The following is a 20,332-nucleotide window of genomic DNA, read 5'->3' as shown; positions in this document are numbered from 1 at the left end:
GAGGGCGTTCCTGCCCCCGCCATCAACGCATTCGGTTACTCCGCGCCGGAGCCGCCCTGCACGATCTTCTCGTTCAGCTTCTGATCGACGGTCTCGACCGTGCGGTCGATCTCGGCGCTCGGCGTGCCGAGCTGATGCGAGATCAGCTTCACCAGCAGGTCGACGCGCTCGATGAAGGGCGCGCCGGCGGCGACCGCGCGGGCCGCCGATGACGGCTTGAGCAGGCTTTCCGCGGCCTTGGCGTATTTCGCGAACGGCACCTGGTCCGCGGGGTCGGCGCCGAGCTTGCGCGCGATGCCGTCGACGTGGTCATAGATCGCCTGCGAGCGCGTCAGGTCGCCATGCACGGCATCGCGGATCGATTGCGGCTCAGTCGGCGTGATGCAGCGATAGTTGCCGGTCAGCAGCATCGACCACTTCGCCAGCGGCACGAACAGCGAATCGAACACCTTCAGCTTCACCGGAACGTCCTGGCCGTCGAGCGTCACCGCGTCGATGTCGGCTTCGAGCTCGCGCAGCACCTTGTTGTGCTTGTCGTCGGCGAAGGCGGAGGCCTTGAAGTTGGTCGGCAGGCCGACATGCAGCACATTGGCCTTCTCCTCCGGCGGACGGAAGGCCTGCGGATCGGGCGAACACAGCGTGACGAGGCCCGGCTCGAAGCGCTCCCACACCTGCGCGTTGGTGTAGGCCTCCTCGAGGTCCATGCCGGCGAGTGCGGGGATCCGCTTCAGATACGGCAACGGCGGCATGTTCATGATCGACAGGCAGGGCAGCTTCGCCGCCGCGATCTTGATCATCAGCACGCGAACCGTGTGGTTGGTGTATTGCGGCTCCTGCATCGCAAGGCCGACCATGTCGTAGCGCGAGACGTCGACATCGGCAGGCGTGACGGCGTCGAGCTTGCCCGGCAGATCGCGCGAGAAGATCGAGCGGTGCTCCTTCTCGTCGCGCAGCTTGATCCGCACCTCGGTGCCTTCGCGGTTGATCAGGTCGGCGGTGTTCTTCCGGCACACCAGGGACACGTTGTGACCCGCCATCAACAGCTTGGTTCCCAGCAGGGAGCCGTAGGAAGCTCCCAAAATCAGAATGTTGCGCGCCATGCTCTCTCCAATAGCCCTTCTCGCGAAAGGCTTGCTCTCCAAAATCCTGTCCGAAGCTGCTGCCGAACCGATGCCCGGTCGATATTGGCCGTCCCGCATCCACGGGCCGACGGTCGCCAAATCACCAGACAATCAAGACCGCTGGTGTATGGTATGCCACCGTCTATCGCAGATCGACAAGCGGCTGCCAAGGGGATTATCTCGCGTGCGGACTTTCGTTCCGCGGTTAAGAAGGGCATTCGAGCTTGCAAGTCGCCGCCGACCCGACGGATCGGGCTGAAGAAATCCTCGTCTCAGCTTCCCGGCTGTTTGCCCGCCACTCCTATGCCAACGTGACGATGGAGCAGGTCGCAGCATCGGTGCAGGCCGTGCCGGGCGCGCTGTATCACTATTTCCGCGACAAGGAAGATCTGATCTTCCACTGCTATCTGCGCGGCCTTGCGATCTATCGCCACGAGATCGAGGCGGCCGCCGAGCCCGGCATCGACGGGCTCGAGATCATCAGGCGCTTCGTGCGCGGCAGGCTGAGGCCCGAAGGCCAGCGCATGATCCTGTTCAGCGATATCGATGCGCTGGCCGCGCCCTACAGCAGCGAGGTCCATGCCAAGCGCTGGCAGAACGCCGCGCTGCTGGCGGACATCCTCGATCGGGGCGTGGCGGACGGCTCGATCGCCTGCGACGAGCCGCTGCTCACGGCGGTGGCGCTGATCTCCATCCTCGACTGGGTTCCGTTCTGGCTGTCCGAACGCGACTACTACACGCGGCAACAGGCGATCGATGCCATCGACGACATCATCACGCATGGCGTCTACCGGCGCGAGATCGCGCTCCCCAAAATGCCCGAGCCGCTCAGCCTCGCCCCTTTTCTCGAGGCTCGCGCAGCGTTGAACAAGCGGGCCGCCAAGTTCGACAGGATGCTGTCGATTGCTTCCGACAGTTTCAACCGAAGGGGCGCCTCGGGCACGTCGCTCGAGAGCATCGCCGTGGATGCGGGCATGACGCGCGCCGGCATCTACTATCACTTCAGTGAAAAAGAGAGCCTGCTGCTGGCCTGCCTGCGACGCGGGCTCGCCGGCGAGGTCAGCATTCGCGAGCATCTGCAAGAGCACAGCCTTGGAGCATTCGATCACATCGTTCAGCGAATTCGCCTGCTGTTGATGCTGCACGACACGCCCTGCGGCCCAAAGGCGACCTACCACAACATCAACTATCTCAACGACGCAGACCGAAAAGCCTATGTCGGAGACGTGCTGGCGACGATCCGACAAGACCAGAACAGCTATCAGCGCTGGGTCGACGAGGGCCGTTTCCGCCGCATCGATACCTATTTCGCGGAGCGCATTCTCACCGGAATGGGCCACTGGTATCCGATCTGGTTCAAGACCAGGCGTGACTGGTCTCCAGCCGAGATCGCCGATCATTTCGCGCGGCTGTTCCTCGCGGGCCTCAAGCCGCGCCGACATCCAGGCTAGATCCGCCACGGTAGCGATCCCGGTTTCCCCTTCCCCCTGAAAGGGGGAAGGTCGGGATGGGGGTCAGCCGCAGGCGACGCTCCAAGTGGAGACAGCCGATCCCCACCCGCTTCGCTCTAACGAGCGAAGCGACCTCCCCTTTTCAAGGGGAGGTTTTGGAGACGGACGACGCCGGTTCGGAACCGAGAATAAGCGTGAGCCCCATCCAAAAGTTTACCTGTAATTCAAAACTGCGCCCGATTCCGGCGACATATGGCCTATAACATCATAATACCTTCTGCTAAAACTTGACGCAGTATTCAAAGCGAAAGTTGCGAAGGCTCGGCGATTGGGGTTATGAGACGGCCTCGATCGCTAAAGATCAAGAAACACGAGCAAGGGAGAACGCAGGATGCATAGGCTGATCGTTGCCGCCGCGGCAGCGCTGACGGTGTTGGGAGGCGCGGCGTCCGCGCAGGAATCCATCAAGATCGGCTATATCGATCCGCTCTCCGGCGGCGGCGCCAGCGTTGGCGAAGGCGGCCTGAAGACGTTTCAGTATCTCGCCGACGAGTTGAACGCCAAGGGCGGCATCCTCGGCCACAAGGTCGAGATCGTCCCACTCGACAACAAGACCAATCCGCAGGAAAGCCTGGTGCAGGCGCAGAAGGCGGTCGACGCCGGCGTCCACTACATCACCCAGGGCAACGGCTCGTCGGTCGGCGCGGCGCTGGAAGACTTCGTCACCAAGCACAATTCGCGCAACCCCGGCAAGGAAGTGCTCTACTTCAACTACGCCGCGGTCGATCCGGCGATGACCAACGAGAAGTGCAGCTACTGGCACTTCCGCTGGGATGCGAACTCGGACATCAAGATGGAAGCGCTGACCAACTACATGAAGGGCCAGCCGTCCATCAAGAAGGTCTACCTGATCAACATGGACTATTCGTTCGGCCAGTCGGTGCGCACCACGGCGCGCAAGATGCTGGGCGAAAAGCGGCCGGATATCCAGGTCGTCGGCGACGAACTGCACCCGATGCTCAAAGTCACCGACTTCTCGCCCTACATCGCCAAGATCAAGGCGTCCGGCGCCGACACCGTCGTGACCGGCAACTGGGGCCAGGACTTCGCGCTGCTGCTGAAGGCGGCGGCTGACGCCGGCCTCAAGGTCAACTGGTACACCTATTATGCCGGCGGCGCCGGCGGACCGACCGCAGTCAAGCAGGCCGGCCTCGAGGGCCAGGTGTTCCAGATCAGCGAAGGCGTCCCGAACTCCGGCAACAAGGCGGCGATGGATTTCGAGAAGGACTTCCGCGCCAAGACCGGCATTTCCGTCTGGTATCCGCGCGCGGTCAACGAGATGCGGATGTTCAAGGCGGCCGCCGAGAAGGCCAATTCGATCGATCCGGTGAAGGTCGCGGCCGCACTCGAAGGCATGAAGTTCGAAGTGTTCGACGGCGGCGAGGGCTTCATCCGCAAGGACGACCACCAGTTCTTCCAGCCGATCTACATCTCCTCGTTCGGCGCGCTGGCCGACAAGACCAAGGAGCCGTTCGACGAGGAAAACACCGGCTGGGGCTGGCGCATCGTGTCCAAGATCGACACCGCGCAGACGATGCTTCCGACCACCTGCAACATGAAGCGGCCCTGATCGGCCACATCAGTCATTCCGGGATGGTGCGCAAGCACCAGACCCGGAATCTCGAGATTCCGGGTTCGCCCGCTGACGCGCGCGCCCCGGAATGACGGGTAAGTTCCTTTCACTCGACAGGCTTTACTCACGTGAACCGTTCCAGTCTCAAGCGAGTGCGCCGTGGCTGAGCTGATCGTCATCTCGACGCTCAACGGCGTCCTGTTCGGCATGCTGCTGTTCCTGTTGTCCAGCGGGCTCACCGTCATCTTCAGCATGATGGGCGTGCTGAACTTCGCGCATGCCAGCTTCTACATGCTCGGCGCGTTCTTCGGCTTTCAGCTCACCCGCTGGATCGGATTCTGGCCAGCCCTGGTGCTGGCGCCGCTGCTAGTCGGCGCGGTCGGCATGGCGGTCGAGCGCTACGGTCTGCGCAACACCCACAAGCACGGCCATGTCGCCGAACTGCTGCTGACCTTTGGTTTAGCCTTCGCGATCGAAGAGATCGTCTCGATGATCTGGGGCAAGAGCCCGGTCGACTACCGCGTCCCGGCGGCGCTCGACTTCCCGGCCTTCACCGTGTTCTCCACCAATTACCCCGCCTACAAGATCTTCATGCTGGTGATCTCGGTAGTGATCTTCATCGCGCTGCTGGTCACCTTGAAGAAGACGCGCGTCGGCCTGATCGTGCAGGCCGCGCTGACCCATCCGAGCATGGTCGGCCATCTCGGCCACAATGTCGGACGCGTGTTCATGCTGGTGTTCGGCGTCGGCAGTGCCCTTGCGGGTCTCGCCGGCGTCATCGCCGGTCCCTCGCTGGTGACGCAGTCCGACATGGCCGCGCTGCTCGGCCCGATCCTGTTCGTCGTCATCGTGTTCGGCGGCCTCGGCTCGCTGCCCGGCGCCTTCATCGCTTCGCTCCTGATCGGCTTGATCCAGACCTTTGCAGTTGCTTTGAACGGCTCGCTCGCCAGCGTGTTCGGCCCGCTCGATCCGAGCCTCGGCCCCTCGCCGCTCACGGACATCTGGAACGTCACGATCGCGCAGATCGCGCCGATCCTGCCTTATGTGCTGCTGGTGCTGGTCCTGATCTTCCGCCCCATGGGCCTATTGGGGACGCGCGAGTCATGAGCAACGCTTCCACGCCCTCCATCGCTGCGGGCAAGCAGGAGCCCGGCAGCGCCTTGAGCTTCTATGGTGTCTGGCTGCTCGCCGCGGTCGCGCTGGTCGTGCTGCCGCTGGTGTTCGGCACCGGCGGCTCGCTGACCTCCTTCAGCCTGATCGGCATCGCGATCATCTTTGCGCTGTCCTACAACATCCTGCTCGGCCAGACCGGGCTGCTGTCGTTCGGACACGCGGTGCAGTACGGCCTCGGCGGTTTCCTCGCCGTGCATGTCATGAACGCGGTCGCGAGCCACAACTGGCCGATCCCGCTGCCGGTGATCCCGCTAGTCGGCGGCATCGGCGGCATGGCGTTCGCCCTCCTCGTCGGCTGGGTGATGACCAAGCGCGCCGGCACCGTGTTCGCGATGATCTCGCTTGGCATCGGCGAGCTGGTCGCCTCGTCGTCGCTGATCCTGCGTAGCGTGTTCGGCGGCGAATCCGGCATCACCACCGACCGCACCTCGCTGATGCCGATGTTCGGCTGGACCTTCGGGCCGCAGATCCAGGTCTATTACCTGATCGCGTTCTGGGTGATGGTGTCGGCGATCGCGATGTATGCGCTGACCCGCACGCCGCTCGGGCGGATCTGCAACGCGGTGCGCGACAATCCGGAGCGCGTCGAGTTCATCGGCTACGATCCGCATGTGGTGCGCTATCTCGCCTACATGTTCGCCGGCTTCTTCGCCGGCATCGCCGGCGGGCTGACCGCGATCAATTTCGAGATCGCCAACTCGGCCTATCTCGGCGCGACGCAGTCGGGCCTCGTGCTGTTCTCCGCGTTCATCGGCGGCACCGCCTATTTCTTCGGTCCGATCTTAGGTGCCATCCTGGTGACCTATCTGCAGCTCGGGCTGACCAGCGTCACCTCGGTCTGGCAGCTCTATTTCGGCATCATCTTCATCGGCATCGTGATGTTCGCACCCGGCGGCATCGCCGGCATCCTGATGAAGCACCGCCCGCTGATCCGCGCCGGGACCCTCGGCACCGTGATCCCGTCCTATCTGGTCGCGACGATCCCGACGCTGGCGCTGGCGCTCGGCATCATCCTGACCATCGAAACCGTTGCGCGCTTCTCGGGCGGCGATGTGATCAACCTGCTCGGCGTTCCCTTCGTCGCCACGGCGCCGACGACCTGGGCGGCCGCGGCGGTCCTGCTCGTCGGCGGCTTCCTGGTCGCGCGCATCACCTGGCGGCGCGTTGCGGAAGCCTGGGACCGCGCCGCGACGGTGGCCCGTGACCGGGGGTATCTCGCATGACCGCTGCCATCCAAGTCAACGCCGTCGAGAAGAGCTTCGGCAATGTCGCCATCATCCGCGATCTCAACCTGAGCGTCGCCAAGGGCGAGCGTCACGCCATCATCGGCCCGAACGGCGCCGGCAAGTCGACGACGTTCAACCTGATCAGCGGCCACATCAAGCCGACCTCCGGCGAGATCCGCCTCAACGGCGAGGTGACCTCGGGCTTGCGGCCCTTCGAGATCAACCGGCGCGGGCTGTCGCGCTCGTTCCAGGTCACCAACGTGTTCGCCCGCATGACGGTGTGGGAGAACGTCCGCTGCGCCGTGCTGTGGGCGACCGGCCACCGCTACGCGTTCTGGAAGAACGTCGACAATCTGCCCGAGGTGAAGCAGCGCACCGCGCAGATCCTCGACGACATCCATCTCAGCCACCGCCGCGACGTGCCGGCGGGCCTCTTGACCTATGCCGAGCAGCGCGAGCTCGAGATCGGCATCACGATCGCGGGCGGCGCCAGCGTCATCATGCTGGACGAACCGACCGCGGGCATGAGCCACGCCGAGACCGAGCGCGCCGTCGCGCTGATCCGCCGCCTCACCGAGGGACGCACGCTCGTCATCGTCGAGCACGACATGAGCGTGGTGTTCGGCCTCGCCGACCGCATCTCGGTCTTGGTCTACGGCCACATCATCGCCTCCGGCACACCGGAGGAGATCCGCGGCAACCCGAAGGTCAAGGAAGCCTATCTCGGCGAGGAGGTCGACTGATGCTCGAGGTCAGGAATCTTCACGCCTATTACGGCAAGAGCCACATCCTGCAGGGCGTCGATCTCGACATCGCGGCCGGCGAGGTGGTGAGCCTATTGGGGCGCAACGGCGTCGGCCGCTCGACCACCGTCAAGGCGATCATGGGCGAGGTGCCGCCGCAGGGCACCATCCGCTTCAAGGGCCAGGATATCGCGGGCCTGCCGAGCCACAAGATCGCACGCCTCGGGCTCGGCTATGTGCCGGAGCATCGCGACATCTTCCCGAGCCTGACGGTTCGCCAGAACCTGATCCTCGGCATCAAGGACCCGCGCCGCCCCGGCAAGTGGCGGCTGCAGGAGATGCTCGACATGTTCCCGAACCTCGCCGCGCGCGCCGACACGCCGGCGGGCGTGCTGTCAGGCGGCGAGAAGCAGATGCTGACCACCTGCCGCACGCTGCTCGGCGACCCCGAATTGATGATGATCGACGAGCCGACCGAAGGCCTGGCGCCACTGATCGTGCAGCAGGTCGGCGAGCTGATCTCGCGGATCGCGAAAGCCGGCGTCGCGATTCTCCTCGTCGAGCAGAAGCTGTCGATCGCGATGAAGATCTCCAACCGGGTCTACATCATGGGCCACGGCCGCGTGGTGTTCGAAGGCACCCCCGACCAGCTCAAGAGCAACGCCGCCGTTCGCGAGGAATGGCTCGAGGTGTAAGGCGGGTGACGGCGGATCGACGAAGCAATCGAACGTCGACGTAGCAGAGCCATCAGTCAGTTCGCGAACACGACCCAGACCAGCGCGACCAAGAGACTGTGGAAACAAATTATCGAAGCCAGGAATAGCCAGTCGTCCCCGGTCATGGGGCCGAAAACCACGGCCGAAGCGCGGCGACAGCGACACGCGAGCTGGGAAAAGAGGTTCGACTGCATGGGACTGCCCTAGCGGAGTACGCTCCGCCAGGTCTTGCTCGTCTGTGCCAGCTAGTTGAGAGCTGGTGTCAGCCCATCACCGATCGCCATTCGAGCTGCGATAGGCCCTCGGCGTGAGGCCGGTCCAGCGGACGAACGCATGCGTGAAGGAAGAGACCTCGCTGTAGCCCAATAGCCATGCGATCTTGGAAATCGGCAGCTCCTCATCTTCGAGGTAATGGCGGGCAAGGGCAATTCGAAACGCCTTGAGAACGTCTGAGAAGTCCACCCCCTCCGACGACAATGCGCGAGCGAGAGTTCTCCGGCTCATGCCAAGACGACGCGCGACCGCCTCGGCATTGGCTTTGCCGTGCGGAAGCAACTGGGCGATGTGTCCTTCGACGCGTGACTGCACGCTGCTTCGTCTCGGTGCCCGGTTAAGAAGCGCTTCGTCGGCATATTGAAGCAACATCCTGTTGAGATGCAAATCGGCCCCCACGACAGGCAATGCGCCGATCCGGGACGGAAACAAAAGCTCGTCGCTGTCCGCTGCAAATTCGATCTCGCATCCAAGAAGAGATCGCACATCCGACGGCGTTTCTCGTCTGGAGTGCTTCAACTTGATTTGCTTTGGGACCAGCCTGCCGTCAGTCAGTGCGCGGCAAATACGGATCAGCGCAACCAGCCAGAATTCCGCATGGTGACGATCCGACGACCGATCGATGTTGACATATTCGAACCCGATGGCGAAGCCGCGATCCAGAGAGCTTCGCAACCGCACACCCTCGTTGTTGATCGCGCAGTAGCGTCCGCCGATTTGCAAGGCGTCAACGAGATGCTCCGATGAAGCCATGACGTAGTACAGAAGCCCGATCTCGCCCAGCTCGAAGCCTTGAGCCAGATGGAGTCCGAAGCAGTCGTCCTGCAATTCCCTTGCGGCGAGTTCGAGCAGCCTGACCTGCGCTCGTGCATCGATGCGGCGCTTGTGGTCCTCGACGTCGTCGATTTCCAGGCCTGCAGCCGACACGATCGGGGCCGGATCAACCTGCGCATCGCGCAGCCGGGCACATGCGAGACGCGCGATTCCCCCGGCAGAGCTCGGTATCGACGGCAAGGCGCTAGCAACGCGTGTGGCGGCTTTCATTCGGCACCGAACTGTGTTCGTGGCTCAACGTCGGGAGCTTCCGGGATTGTATTTTGACCTATGTCAAACGAGCTCATGGGTACGAGGCATCCGGTCTGACACCATCTCGCAATTTAACGACCCAGGATCACAAGACGCAACGGGCGCAAATCGTCTAGCCGATTGCTCCGCGGCCACTCCATTTCTGCCTTGAAACGACGGCAGTCAGCTTCCAATGGGCCCGCGCAGGGGCGAACGCGTCATGGGCTTGGTCAACCATGCAAATTCGCTGGGGCAGGCGATTGGCGCCGAAGCGAACAGCTGTATGAGCTAGGTCGTGGTTGGACAAACACCTGCCCAGCATAGCGGCATTCATCGTTCAATTCATTACACGATCATTGAAGGCGAGACCGCCGGCACCTGGCGTTACTCGTTCTCCATCGGCGATCGCAACTATTCGGGAACGGTTCAGGCGGTCCTGGGATTGCTGGCGGCACGCCGCGTGAGGATGAAGATCGATCGGATGTTAAGGCAAAACGCGTCAATTGATCATCAAGGCCGGCAGCGGGTGGAGAAAGAAGTCGAGACGCCCACTCCGCTCGTCCCACCGGCCGATCCCAAGGACTAAGCGCGGCTGTAGCCGCGCTAGCCCGGCCGGAGCAACGCCACCACGTCGCCCGCGCGCAGCGTCTGGCCGGGCTTCACCGGCACCGAGGCGATGCGGCCCGCCGCGGGTGCGTGCACGGAGATCTCCATCTTCATGGACTCGATGATGGCCAGCACGTCGCCGGCCGCGACCTTGGCGCCTTCCTCGACCAGCACCTTCCAGATGTTGCCGGGCACTTCGGAGAACGCGCCGATCTGACCGTCGGGAATCCCCGTCGCGGCGGCTGCCGCATCGATCGTTTCAGCCGGCGCCTCGTCGAGCTTCATCTCGCGCCAGCGCTGGCGCTCGGCGTCGAACGCAGCCTGCTGCGTTGCCTTGAACGTGGCGATTGACGGCTTGGCGTCGGCCAGTGTCCTGGCGTAGTCGGCGTAGGAGAACTCGCCCTCTTCGATCATGATGTCATACTGCCCGTGCGGGAACGCGGCGCGGGCGTCGAGCAGTTCATCGGCGTCGACCGGGAAGAAGCGGATCTTGTCGAAGAACCGCAGCAGCCAGGGATGGCCCGGCTCGAACACCCGCGTGGTGCGCCAGGTGTTCCAGACCTGGATGGTACGGCCGAACAGCTGGTAGCCGCCCGGCCCTTCCATGCCGTAGATGCACATATAGGCGCCGCCGATGCCGACCGCGTTCTCCGGCGTCCAGGTCCGCGCCGGGTTGTACTTCGTGGTCACCAGCCGATGCCGCGGGTCGAGCGGCGTCGCCACCGGCGCGCCGAGATAGACGTCGCCGAGGCCGAGCACGAAATAATCCGCGTCGAACACGATGCGGCGGACATCGTCCTCGCTCGCAAGTCCGTTGATGCGCCGGATGAACTCGACATTCGACGGACACCATGGCGCATCGGCGCGCACCAACTCCTGATATTTGCGCATCGCAAGCTCGGCCTCCGGATCGCGCCACGACAGCGGCAGATGCACGGTGCGGCTCGGCACCCGCATCGCGTCGACCGGCGGCAATTCGCGCTCGATCCGCCTGAGCACGTCGAGCAGCTTCGTTCGCGACAACGCGGTGCCGTCATAATGGATCTGCAGCGAGCGGATGCCGGGCGTCAGATCGATCAGGCCACTGAGCTTCGCCTCTTCCAGCGCCTGCGCCAGCACATGCACGCGCAGCCGCAGCGCGATGTCGAGCTCCATCGGGCCATACTCGACCAGCAAATTGTCGTCGCCGGCGCGGCGATAGACCACCGGAATCGGGCCGGCGTCATTCCGACCGACGATCGCCGATCCGAGCTCAGGCGCGCGCAGCACCGTGGGGCCGGCCACCGGATCGTCGCGTTTGACCGGCACGAAGCGGACGGTGTCGCCCGGCCGGAGCTGGCCGACCTTCCATAGCTCGTCGCGGGCGACCACGGCCGGACAGACGAAGCCGCCGAGGCTCGGTCCGTCGGGCCCGAGAATGATCGGCATGTCGCCGGTGAAGTCGATCGAGCCGACCGCATAGGCGTTGTCATGGATGTTCGACGGATGCAGCCCGGCCTCGCCGCCGTCGGCGCGCGCCCAGCGCGGCTTCGGCCCGATCAGCCGCACGCCGGTGCGGGCGCTGTTGAAATGCACCTCGTAGCTCGCCGCGAACAGCGTCTCGATATCCTCGTCGAGGAAGAAATCCGGCGCGCCGTGCGGGCCGTAGACGACGCCGATCTGCCACGCCGATGTGAGTTGCGGCCGCTCGTGTTCCGTGGCGCGCCGCGGCGCCGCAAGGCCCGATGGCTCGGCACCGATATGCAAGACGTCGCCGGCCTTCAGCGATCCCGTCGCATGGCCGCCGAAGGCGCCGAGCGCAAACACAGCACGCGATCCGAGAATTTCGGGCACGTCGATGCCGCCGCGCACGGCGAGGTAGGTGCGCTGCCCAGGGCCCTTGATGCTGCCGATCGCGAGCGTCTGGCCGGCGCGTACCGCGAGAGGCTCGTCATACGCGACATCGGCGCCGTCGAGCGATGCCTTCATCAGCGCGCCCGAGAGCGCGACGATCGCGTCGGTGTTGAAGCGCAAGGTCGGCCCGTTGACCGTCAGCTCCAGTGCGGTCGTCGTCTCCGGATTGCCGACCAGACGATTGGCGAGGCGAAACGACCGTTCGTCCATCGGGCCGCTCGGCGGCACGCCGACATGCCAGAGATGCAGCCGGCCGGGCAATTCCTGCACCCCGCTCTGCGCGCCCGGCGCGACAACGTCGATGGTGCCGGGGCGATAGCCGAATTCGCCAAGCACACTCGTCGCCACCTGCCCGCTGCGGAACACGTCGGACGCCGCAATCGCGCGCAAATAGTCGAGATTGGTCTCGATGCCGGCGACGACCGTATCGTCCAGCGCTTTCGAAAGCCGCGCGATCGCGGCCTCGCGCGTCTCGGCTGAAACGATGATCTTGGCCAGCATCGGATCGTAGAACGGCGACACCTCGGTGCCGGTCTCGATCCAGCCGTCGATCCGCGCATCCGGCGAAAAGCTGACCTGCGTCAGGCGGCCCGCGCTCGGGCGAAAGCCCGCGCCCGGATTCTCGGCATAGAGCCGCACCTCGATCGCAGCGCCCTTTGGCGTGAGCGCGCCCGCCTGGCCGAGCACGTCCTCGCCGGCCGCCTGCCGGATCATCCATTCGACGATGTCGACACCGGCGACCTGCTCGGTGACGGGATGCTCGACCTGCAGGCGGGTGTTCACCTCGAGGAAATAGAAATCGTCGCGCTCAACGTCGTAGATGAACTCCACCGTGCCGGCGGACTCGTACGACACGGTCTTGCCGAGCGACACCGCGGCCGCGTGCAGCCGCCGGCGGATGTCGGCGGACAGCCCCGGTGCGGGCGTCTCCTCAAAGACCTTCTGGTTGCGCCGCTGCAGCGAGCAATCGCGCTCGCCGAGCGCGACCACGCCGCCCTTGCCATTGCCGAAGATCTGCACCTCGATATGCCGCGCGCGCGCAACGAACCGCTCGAGATAGACCCGGGCGTCGCCGAAGCTTGCCCGCGCCGTCCGCTGCACCGATTCGAAGCGTTCGCGCAGCGTCGCCATGTCGTGGCACAGCTGCATCCCGATGCCGCCGCCGCCCGCCGTGCTCTTCAGCATCACCGGGAAGCCGATCGTTTCGGCCTGCTGCACCGCCTCGTCGATGGTCTCCAGCAGGCCCGAGCCCGGCAGCAGCGGCACGCCGCTGCGCTCGGCGATCTCCCGCGCCTTGTGCTTGAGACCGAAGGCGTCGAGATGCTCAGGCCGCGGCCCGATGAATTTGATGCCGTGCCCGGCGAGCCGCTCGGCAAAGCGGCGGTTCTCCGACAGGAAGCCGTAGCCGGGATGCACCGCCTGCGCGCCGGTGGCAAGGCACGCCGCCATGATCGCATCGACATTGAGGTAGCTCTCCGCGGCGGGCGCAGGACCGATCCGCACCGCCTCGTCGGCGTCGAGCACCGGCCGGGTGAAACGGTCGGCGTCGGAATAGACCGCGACCGAAGAGATGCCCATGCGGCGCAATGTTCTGCCGATCCGCCCGGCGATCTCGCCGCGGTTGGCAATCAGGACCTTGCTGAACATGCCTCACGCCTCCGGCTCGAAGATCGTCACCTGAACCGGCGTCGGAAAGAATCCGTTGCAGGGGTTGTTGATCTGCGGACAGTTCGAGATCAGGCACAGCACGTCCATCTCGGCGACCAGCTCGATGGCGTCGCCCGGCTTGGAGACGCCATCGACCACGGTGAAATTGCCGGCGGGATCGATCGGCACGTTCATGAAGAAGTTGAGATTCGGCACGATGTCGCGCTTCGACATGCCGTATTTCGCGGCCTCGATCACGAAATTCTCGCGGCAGGCGTGCTGATAGCGGGTCTGGTGCCCGAACCGCACGGTGTTGCTTTCGCACGAGCAGGCGCCCGCCGAGGTGTCGTGCAGGCCGCAGCTGTCGGCCGTCACACGCAGCATCACGCGGCCTTCGTTGGACATGATCGTGGTGCCCAGCCCGACATAGGCCGAGCCCTGCGCGCGCAGCGTATCCTGGCCGCTGTAGCGCTCGCCGAAATCACTGGCGCAATAGAACAGCGTGTCGACCGCCTGCTGGCCATGGCTATCGGTGATCCGCAGCGTCTGCCCCTTGCGGATGATCGCCGACCACGGCTTGCGCGCGGGAATTTCGACATCGAGAACGATGCGGCCGGCGGTGCGAACAGGTTGCATGGTCATCGCACGGCTCCTTCCAGGGCTTCGCCGAGATACAGCGCATTGTTCTGATAGGCGCGGGCCGCTTCCGCGGTCGCAGTCCGGCACAGATCGTCGGCCGCCGGCGCGGCCGCGCGGTAGCGCACGATCTCCACGCTCGCCTGCGGATAGGTTTTGGCGGGATCGAGCGGATGCGGGCAGTTCGACAGCGCGACCAGAAGCTCCATCTCCGCGCGCAGATCGACGAAATCGCCCTGCTGCCGCCGCTGCTCCGACCAGACAAACTTGCCGTCGGCGTCGATCGCGACCGGTGCGAAGAAGCTGACGCAGGGATGCACGTCGCGGCGATCAAGGCCAAGCTTGGCTGCGGCGAGAATGAAATTGTCGCGCGTGTTGCGGAAATTCCCGTCGCCGTATTTGGCCACGTTGGTCGCCGCGGTCGAGCCGCCGACCACGGCATCATGTGCGGCGCTGCTGTCCTCGGTGATCCCGAGCAGCGCGCGCCCCATGTCGGACAGCAGCACCCGCCCCTTCTGCAACCGCGCCGCCCACTGCACCTTGATGGTGTCGGCGTGGTTGAGCCGTTCGGTGGTGTCGGCACTGTTCCAGGCGAGCAGGCTGACGGTCGACGTCCCCGACGTGTTGACGATGCGCAGCGTGTCACCGCGATTCAGCCGCGTAGTCCAGTACCAGCCGGATGGGATCGTCTCGCGGTGAATGACAGTGTCGGCATCGATCGACGCGGCGTCGCGCGCGGTCGGCGCCGGCAGTGCCCGCGGCGCGTGCTCCTGCCCCGCCGCCTTCAGCTCGTTATACCGCCGGGTATGCGCCGCGATCTCGGCCTTTTGTTCCTCTGACAGGATCATGGTTGCTCCTTCAAGACGAGAGCGCCGGGCCGTCCCGGCTGATGCTCCTTGCCTGACCGGGTCGTCCCGGTCGGAGCTGGTTGAACTGACGTCCGCAACTCCGCACTGCGGCGCGGGAAGATCTCGAGGTCGCGCGACACCGTGGCGCCGTAGCGCTCGCGCTCCTCGGGGCGGTTGCGCTGCCGCTCCAGCGCGATCACCCGCGTCGCAAGTCCGAAGGCCTCGCTGAGGTCATGCGTCACCATCACGACGGTGAGATGGGTCTCGTTCCAGAGCCGCTTCATCAGGAGGTGAATGTCGGCACGAATACCCGGATCGAGCGCACCGAACGGCTCGTCGAGCAGCAGGATCTTCGGGCCGCGCATGATCGCCTGTGCCAGCGCGAGCCGCTGCTGCATGCCGCCCGACAGCGCCGACGGATATTTGCTCTCCTGGCCGGCGAGCCCGACCTCGGCGAGCAGCTTCATCGCTTCGTCGGCGGCGGCGCGGCGCGCGGCGCCGAACAGCCGGCCGGTGAATTTGGCGTCGCGCAGTTCGCGCCCGAGCATGACGTTCTGCAAAACCGTCAGATGCGGAAACACCGAGTAGCGCTGGAACACCACGCCGCGGTCAGCGTCCGGCTCGCCAGGCAACGGCTTGCCGTCGACCAGGATCTGGCCGCGGGTCGGCTGCTCCTCGCCGAGCAGCATACGCAGCAGCGTGGTCTTGCCGCAGCCGGACGGGCCGACCAGCGCAATGAAGGCGCGCGGCTCGACCTCCATCGTGATGCGCTCGAGCACGATGTGGTCGCCATATTCCTTCCAGACGTCGTCGAAGCGGATCGCGCTCATTCCGCCCTCACCGAGGCAAACCAGGGAAACAGTTTTCGCTGCGTGACGCGCAGGCCGACATCGATCAGGAACGCCAGCAGCGTGATCCAGGCGACGTAGGGAATGATGACGTCCATCGCGAGATAGCGGCGCACCAGGAAGATCCGGTAGCCGAGCCCGGAATCGGAGGCGATCGCCTCCGCCGCGATCAGGAACAGCCACGCCGGCCCGAGCTGCAGGCGCAGCACGTCGATCAGCCGCGGCAGGGTTTGCGGCATCGCGACGCGCAGCGCGATCTGCCAAGTCGAGGCGCCGAGCGTCTGTGCCTTGACGATCTGCTCGCGCGGCAGCTCCTGCACCTTCATGGCGAGATCGCGGATCATGCAAGGCAGCGTCCCGATCACGATCAGCGCAATCTTGGAATTCTCCCCGAGCCCCATCACGATGAACAGGATCGGCAACAGCGCCAGCGGCGGCACCATCGAGGTCACCGATACGAACGGCCCGAGCAGGGCGTTGGCGCCCGGCAACAGCCCGATCACGATCCCGAGCACCAGCGCAGCCGCCGTCGAGATCGCCAGCGCCGAGCCCAGTCGCCCCAGGCTGGCGACGGTGTCGGAGGCCATCAGATAGCCGCCGGTGCGCGGGTCGACCTCGAACGCCATCTGCTTGACGGCCTGCACCATGCTCGGCAGCGCCGGCAGCAGCTTGTCGTTCGGGTTCTGCGCGAGCCGCGCGCTGGAGCCGGCGAAGTAGGCGATTGCGACCAATACGAACGGCAGCGCGAGCAGATAGAATCGCGTCTGCCGTCCCGGCCGTATGTTCACAAGTCGCATGGGCAGCTCCTGCTTGGGGCGACGCGCTGCGCGTCAGAGCTTGGCGTCAGAGCTTGCCCTTGGCGGCCTCGTCCATGTAGGTCGGGTCGAAGCGCAGCTTGACGTTCGACTTGTCGCCCAGCACCGATTTGTCGGCGAGCTCGATGCCGACGGCGTCGGCCGACTTCGCGCCCTTGCCGAGCAGGTCCTTCTCGAACAGGAACTTGCGCACGCGATCCATGGTCGCGCCGACGGTCTGGCTGCGCGTGAAGGCTTCGGCGTCGGTTGCCTTGTCGAACAGTTTTGTGGTCGAGAGCTGGCTGTCGAAGCCGGCGAGGTCGGTGCCGGAGGCCTTGGCCATCGCCTCCTTGGCGGCCTTCGCCGCGGCATCGTTCGCCGTCATTTTCGACAGCGTCTCGTACCAAATGCCGACCAGCGCCTTGGCGAAGTCCGGATTGTCCTTGGCGACTGCGGTGTTCACCACCATCAGGTCCATGATCTCGCCGGGGATTTGCGAGGAATCGAACACCTTCTTCGCATCGGGCGAGCCGAGGATTTCGGTTACGATCGGATTCCAGGTCACCACCGCACTGACGTCAGGCGTCTTGTAGGCGGCGGCGATATCGGCGTCGGAGGTGTTGATGACCTTGACGTCCTTCTCGCTCAGCTTGCTGGTCTCGAGCGCGCGCGCCAGCAGATAATGCGACACCGAGAACTCGACCAGGTTGACGGTCTGGCCCTTGATCGCGGCGAGATCAGACTTGTTCTTCAGGATCACCGCGTCGTTGCCGTTGGAGAAATCGCCCATCACGACCGCGGTGGTGTCGACGCCGCCGGCTGCCGGAATCGACAGTGCGTCCATGTTGGTGATGGTGACGGCGTCATAGCCGCCGGCGGTGTACTGGTTGATCGATTCGACGTAGTCGTTGAACTGCTTGACCTCGATCGCGATGCCGTATTTGTCGGCCCATTTCTTGACGATGCCGGTGTCGGCCGCATAGCCCCACGGCATCCATCCGACATAGATCGACCAGGCGACCTTGAAGCTTTTCTTCGGCGCGGCGTCGGCCGCAGGCGCAGCCGCCAGCACGACCGCGCAGCCGATGACAACAGAGCGAAGGAAGAAAACGAATTTGTTCATTGCCGATCCCTCTTGCGAAATTTCACAAAAAGGGACTGGCGAAAAGACCATCGCTCCGCCAATCCCTTGGCTGACGAGGTCTCCCGGGCTTTTATCCCGCCGTGCACCTGCGGGGATGTCTCCCCCGCAAGCGGCTGCTCTCGGACCAGCACCTTGCTTCGCAAGATCGGAACCCTAGCGGCCAACTCGACGCCATTGATGCACGAGGCGTGCCAGCGGGCCGGCAATTGAATCTCATGAGATTTTTCCGCGCGCGCGGCGCGGCCACGACAGTGTCTTGCTTAAAGATTGCGCAGATCTGCTCAGAATTGGCTCTGTCCTTTCGCCACCGGCATCAGCAGGATCGCACGATGGCTGATGTCGAGGGAGTTCGATGCGCAAGCTTCTGAGCGTTCTGTGCGCCGGCCTCTGGCGCGGATTGCACGGCCGGTTCGGCCTGGTGCCGAATTCCGAACTAAAAGACTGATCGCAAGATCGCAAAAAAAGAGCCCCGCTCTGCAGCGGGGCTCCTGCACAGAGATCCTATTTCCGATCGGAGTTTTGCGCCGGCGTCTGCGGGCTCTGGCCTGAGCCTGACGACGGCGGGTTGTTATTCTGGTTGGGCTGGCTGGACTGCGTGTCCCGGCCGGCATTTGACTGATTGCCGCTACCCTGACCGACGGTCGACTGGTTCTGCGGTGCAGCCTGGCCCGTCGTATTCTGCTGCGGGGCCTGCTGCTGAGCGGACGGCTGATTTCCGCTCTGGCCGGTTGTCGACTGGTTCTGCGGCGAGTTCGCCTGACCCGTGGTCTGCCCGGTCGTGTTCTGCTGGGCAGGCTGCTGAGTGCCGGTCTGGCCGGTCGACTGGTTCTGCGGCGCGTTGGTCTGACCGGTCGTCTGTCCAGTCGTGTTCTGCTGGGTGCGGCTCTGGCCGACCGTCGACGATGCGCCCGCGCCCTGACCGATCCGATCGGACAGGCCGAGTGCGGTCACCGTGCGCGTGTCGACGCTGCCGCTGGTCGTGATGCCCTCCTGACGCTGGAAGGTGATCAGCGCCTCGCGGGTCCGCGATCCCAATACACCGTCAGCCTCGCCGACCAGCAGGCCGCGGTCGATCAGCACCTGCTGCACCTCGCGGATCTGCTGCGGGTTCAGGTCCATCATCGCAACGCTACCGCCACCACCGCCACCGCCACCGCCGCGATGGCTGAAGCGCGTCCGCGGTCCGACCGGGACGACGTCGACGACACGGCGCTCGCGATCGAGAAACACGACTTCATCCTCGACGACGAAGAAGCTGTCGTCGCGATAATACGGGAACGCATCGATCAGCGCCGGGAAGGCGGCAACCGACACCGCGTTGAACCTCCGCGGCACCACCACGCCCGGATTGACCGCGAAGTTGATCGTACTGACATTGACACGCGGTGCGTTACGCGCCGACAGCACCGAGCGCTGGATCGTGCTCTGCTGCTGCGCGGTCACGGTGCGCCCGGCCTCGGTCTGGACCGTGGCGTTCGACTGCGCCTGGGTCTGAGCGGTTGTCCCGGCTTGTCCCTGAGCCTGACCGGTGGTCTGTCCGGAGTTCATCCGGTTTTGCGTCGTACCGGACTGCGGAGCGGCCGCGCCCGTGGTCTGGCCGGCTCGCGTATTCGGGGCTGCCGTTGTGCCCTGGCCGGTGGTCGTGTTCGCGCCCTTTGCCTGGCCCGTGGTCGTGCTCTGGCCGGTCGTCATGCCCGGCTTGCCTTGAGTCTTGCCTTGAGCCTTGTCCTGAGCCGTCCCCTGGCCGGTCGTGGTGCCCTGGCCGCGGTTCGCGGTGTTGGCGCGATTCTCCTGCTGCTGGCTTTGCCGCGTCGTGGCGCTGCCGCGTTCGCGGGATTCAGATCGCCCCATCTGCTCGCGCTGGTCTCGGCCCTGGCCGACGGTCTGCTCTTGCTTGCTCTGGCTGCGCTGACCCTGCTCGGCGCGGCCGCTCTCGCGGGCCTGGCCGGTGGTCTGGCTGCGCTCGGCGGCACCGCGGCCCATCTGTCCTTCAGCCCTGCCGGTTTCTCGTGCGCCGCCCTGGCCGCGACCGACCGTCATGCCTTCGCTTCGCGATGCCCCGGGACTGCCATGCATTGCGCCGCCGGAACTGCCGGCCGACGAGCCTGCGGAGCGGCCGTGTTCACCACCGCCGCCACCGCCCGCACCGACGCTTCCGCCGCCGCCCGGGCCGCCACCACCCATGCCGCCCCCGCCACCCTCGCGCATGCCCTGCGCCGATGCGAGGCTGACGCCTGCCAACAGCACGGCCGTCGTCAGCAGAAATTTGCTCTTCATCATCTTGCTCTGCATTACCGATTCCTCCTGCAGTTTGGCGGCTATCCGGATCGCGAAGCTGGCGCCGATGGCTGGCACGCTCCGCGCCGGGGCCGCGTTCCAACAAAGCCGGCGAGCGACGCGACGCAACGGCACGCGCGTCTCGCCGGTGAACTCTGAGAAAACAGCGGCGCCGCCCGCACCGTTCCTAGACACCGCCGCGACGCGACATTTCGCGCCAAGGGAACACCACACGTTC

General features: G+C 65.0%; 16 protein-coding genes and 1 riboswitch. Of the genes, 7 read left to right on the top strand and 9 right to left on the bottom strand.

Annotation, left to right across the window (positions count from 1 at the left end; translation table 11 throughout):
- Positions 1-35 precede the first annotated feature (35 nt).
- Positions 36-1,100 carry a ketopantoate reductase family protein gene (locus tag ACVMB1_RS39630; RefSeq protein WP_028332920.1) on the bottom strand — a complete coding sequence of 355 codons (1,065 nt, stop codon included), beginning with the start codon at positions 1,098-1,100 and terminating at the stop codon, positions 36-38.
- A gap of 245 nt (positions 1,101-1,345) precedes the next feature.
- On the opposite strand from ACVMB1_RS39630, the gene ACVMB1_RS39625 reads away from it, so the two are divergent.
- The 6 genes from ACVMB1_RS39625 (at position 1,346) to ACVMB1_RS39600 (ending at position 8,042) form a co-directional block, all read left to right on the top strand.
- Entirely contained in the window at positions 1,346-2,572 is a 1,227-nt protein-coding gene (locus ACVMB1_RS39625) for a TetR/AcrR family transcriptional regulator (protein WP_076827656.1), read from the top strand.
- Between the two features lie 391 nt (positions 2,573-2,963).
- Complete coding sequence (locus ACVMB1_RS39620) at positions 2,964-4,202, top strand: branched-chain amino acid ABC transporter substrate-binding protein (protein ID WP_057017914.1); 1,239 nt, start codon at positions 2,964-2,966, stop codon at positions 4,200-4,202.
- Positions 4,203-4,364: 162 nt separating this feature from the next.
- Positions 4,365-5,312: a branched-chain amino acid ABC transporter permease gene (locus ACVMB1_RS39615; RefSeq protein WP_016847025.1), complete on the top strand. Its 948-nt coding sequence runs from the start codon at positions 4,365-4,367 to the stop codon at positions 5,310-5,312.
- Positions 5,309-6,601, top strand: coding sequence for a branched-chain amino acid ABC transporter permease (locus ACVMB1_RS39610; RefSeq protein WP_076827658.1), 1,293 nt, complete (start codon positions 5,309-5,311; stop codon positions 6,599-6,601). The genes ACVMB1_RS39615 and ACVMB1_RS39610 overlap by 4 nt, the downstream gene beginning before the upstream one ends.
- A complete protein-coding gene (locus ACVMB1_RS39605; protein WP_028332917.1) occupies positions 6,598-7,347 on the top strand; it encodes an ABC transporter ATP-binding protein in 750 nt (249 codons plus the stop codon). The genes ACVMB1_RS39610 and ACVMB1_RS39605 overlap by 4 nt, the downstream gene beginning before the upstream one ends.
- On the top strand, positions 7,347-8,042 hold the full coding sequence (locus tag ACVMB1_RS39600) for an ABC transporter ATP-binding protein (RefSeq protein WP_076827659.1): 696 nt from the start codon (positions 7,347-7,349) through the stop codon (positions 8,040-8,042). The genes ACVMB1_RS39605 and ACVMB1_RS39600 overlap by 1 nt, the downstream gene beginning before the upstream one ends.
- 291 nt (positions 8,043-8,333) lie before the next feature.
- Here ACVMB1_RS39600 and ACVMB1_RS39595 read toward each other — a convergent pair whose 3' ends face one another.
- On the bottom strand, positions 8,334-9,380 hold the full coding sequence (locus ACVMB1_RS39595) for an AraC family transcriptional regulator (RefSeq protein ID WP_246786772.1): 1,047 nt from the start codon (positions 9,378-9,380) through the stop codon (positions 8,334-8,336).
- 316 nt (positions 9,381-9,696) lie between these two features.
- Here ACVMB1_RS39595 and ACVMB1_RS39590 point away from each other — a divergent pair, with 316 nt between their 5' ends.
- The gene (locus tag ACVMB1_RS39590) at positions 9,697-9,987 is read left to right on the top strand and encodes a hypothetical protein (protein ID WP_076827661.1); all 291 of its coding nucleotides are present in this window, start codon (positions 9,697-9,699) and stop codon (positions 9,985-9,987) included.
- Between the two features lie 17 nt (positions 9,988-10,004).
- Here ACVMB1_RS39590 and uca read toward each other — a convergent pair whose 3' ends face one another.
- The 7 genes from uca to ACVMB1_RS39555 form a co-directional block, all read right to left on the bottom strand.
- Positions 10,005-13,547 carry an urea carboxylase gene (uca, locus tag ACVMB1_RS39585; protein WP_141339591.1) on the bottom strand — a complete coding sequence of 1,181 codons (3,543 nt, stop codon included), beginning with the start codon at positions 13,545-13,547 and terminating at the stop codon, positions 10,005-10,007.
- A gap of 3 nt (positions 13,548-13,550) precedes the next feature.
- Positions 13,551-14,189, bottom strand: coding sequence for an urea amidolyase associated protein UAAP2 (locus ACVMB1_RS39580; protein ID WP_141339589.1), 639 nt, complete (start codon positions 14,187-14,189; stop codon positions 13,551-13,553).
- Positions 14,186-15,031, bottom strand: coding sequence for an urea amidolyase associated protein UAAP1 (locus tag ACVMB1_RS39575; RefSeq protein ID WP_076827665.1), 846 nt, complete (start codon positions 15,029-15,031; stop codon positions 14,186-14,188). Before ACVMB1_RS39575 ends, ACVMB1_RS39580 begins: the two co-directional genes overlap by 4 nt.
- Positions 15,028-15,861, bottom strand: a complete 834-nt coding sequence (locus ACVMB1_RS39570) for an ABC transporter ATP-binding protein (protein ID WP_057017920.1) — start codon at positions 15,859-15,861, stop codon at positions 15,028-15,030. Before ACVMB1_RS39570 ends, ACVMB1_RS39575 begins: the two co-directional genes overlap by 4 nt.
- Positions 15,858-16,676, bottom strand: a complete 819-nt coding sequence (locus ACVMB1_RS39565) for an ABC transporter permease (RefSeq protein WP_076827666.1) — start codon at positions 16,674-16,676, stop codon at positions 15,858-15,860. Before ACVMB1_RS39565 ends, ACVMB1_RS39570 begins: the two co-directional genes overlap by 4 nt.
- 46 nt (positions 16,677-16,722) lie before the next feature.
- Positions 16,723-17,796, bottom strand: coding sequence for a putative urea ABC transporter substrate-binding protein (locus ACVMB1_RS39560; protein WP_057017922.1), 1,074 nt, complete (start codon positions 17,794-17,796; stop codon positions 16,723-16,725).
- Positions 17,797-17,874: 78 nt separating this feature from the next.
- A riboswitch (guanidine-I (ykkC/yxkD leader) is annotated at positions 17,875-17,985 on the bottom strand.
- Between the two features lie 333 nt (positions 17,986-18,318).
- Complete coding sequence (locus ACVMB1_RS39555) at positions 18,319-20,109, bottom strand: peptidoglycan-binding protein (protein WP_246786771.1); 1,791 nt, start codon at positions 20,107-20,109, stop codon at positions 18,319-18,321.
- Positions 20,110-20,332: the final 223 nt, after the last annotated feature.

This window comes from Bradyrhizobium sp. USDA 4504 (assembly GCF_054063995.1).
This window is presented reverse-complemented; position numbering and strand designations above follow the sequence as displayed.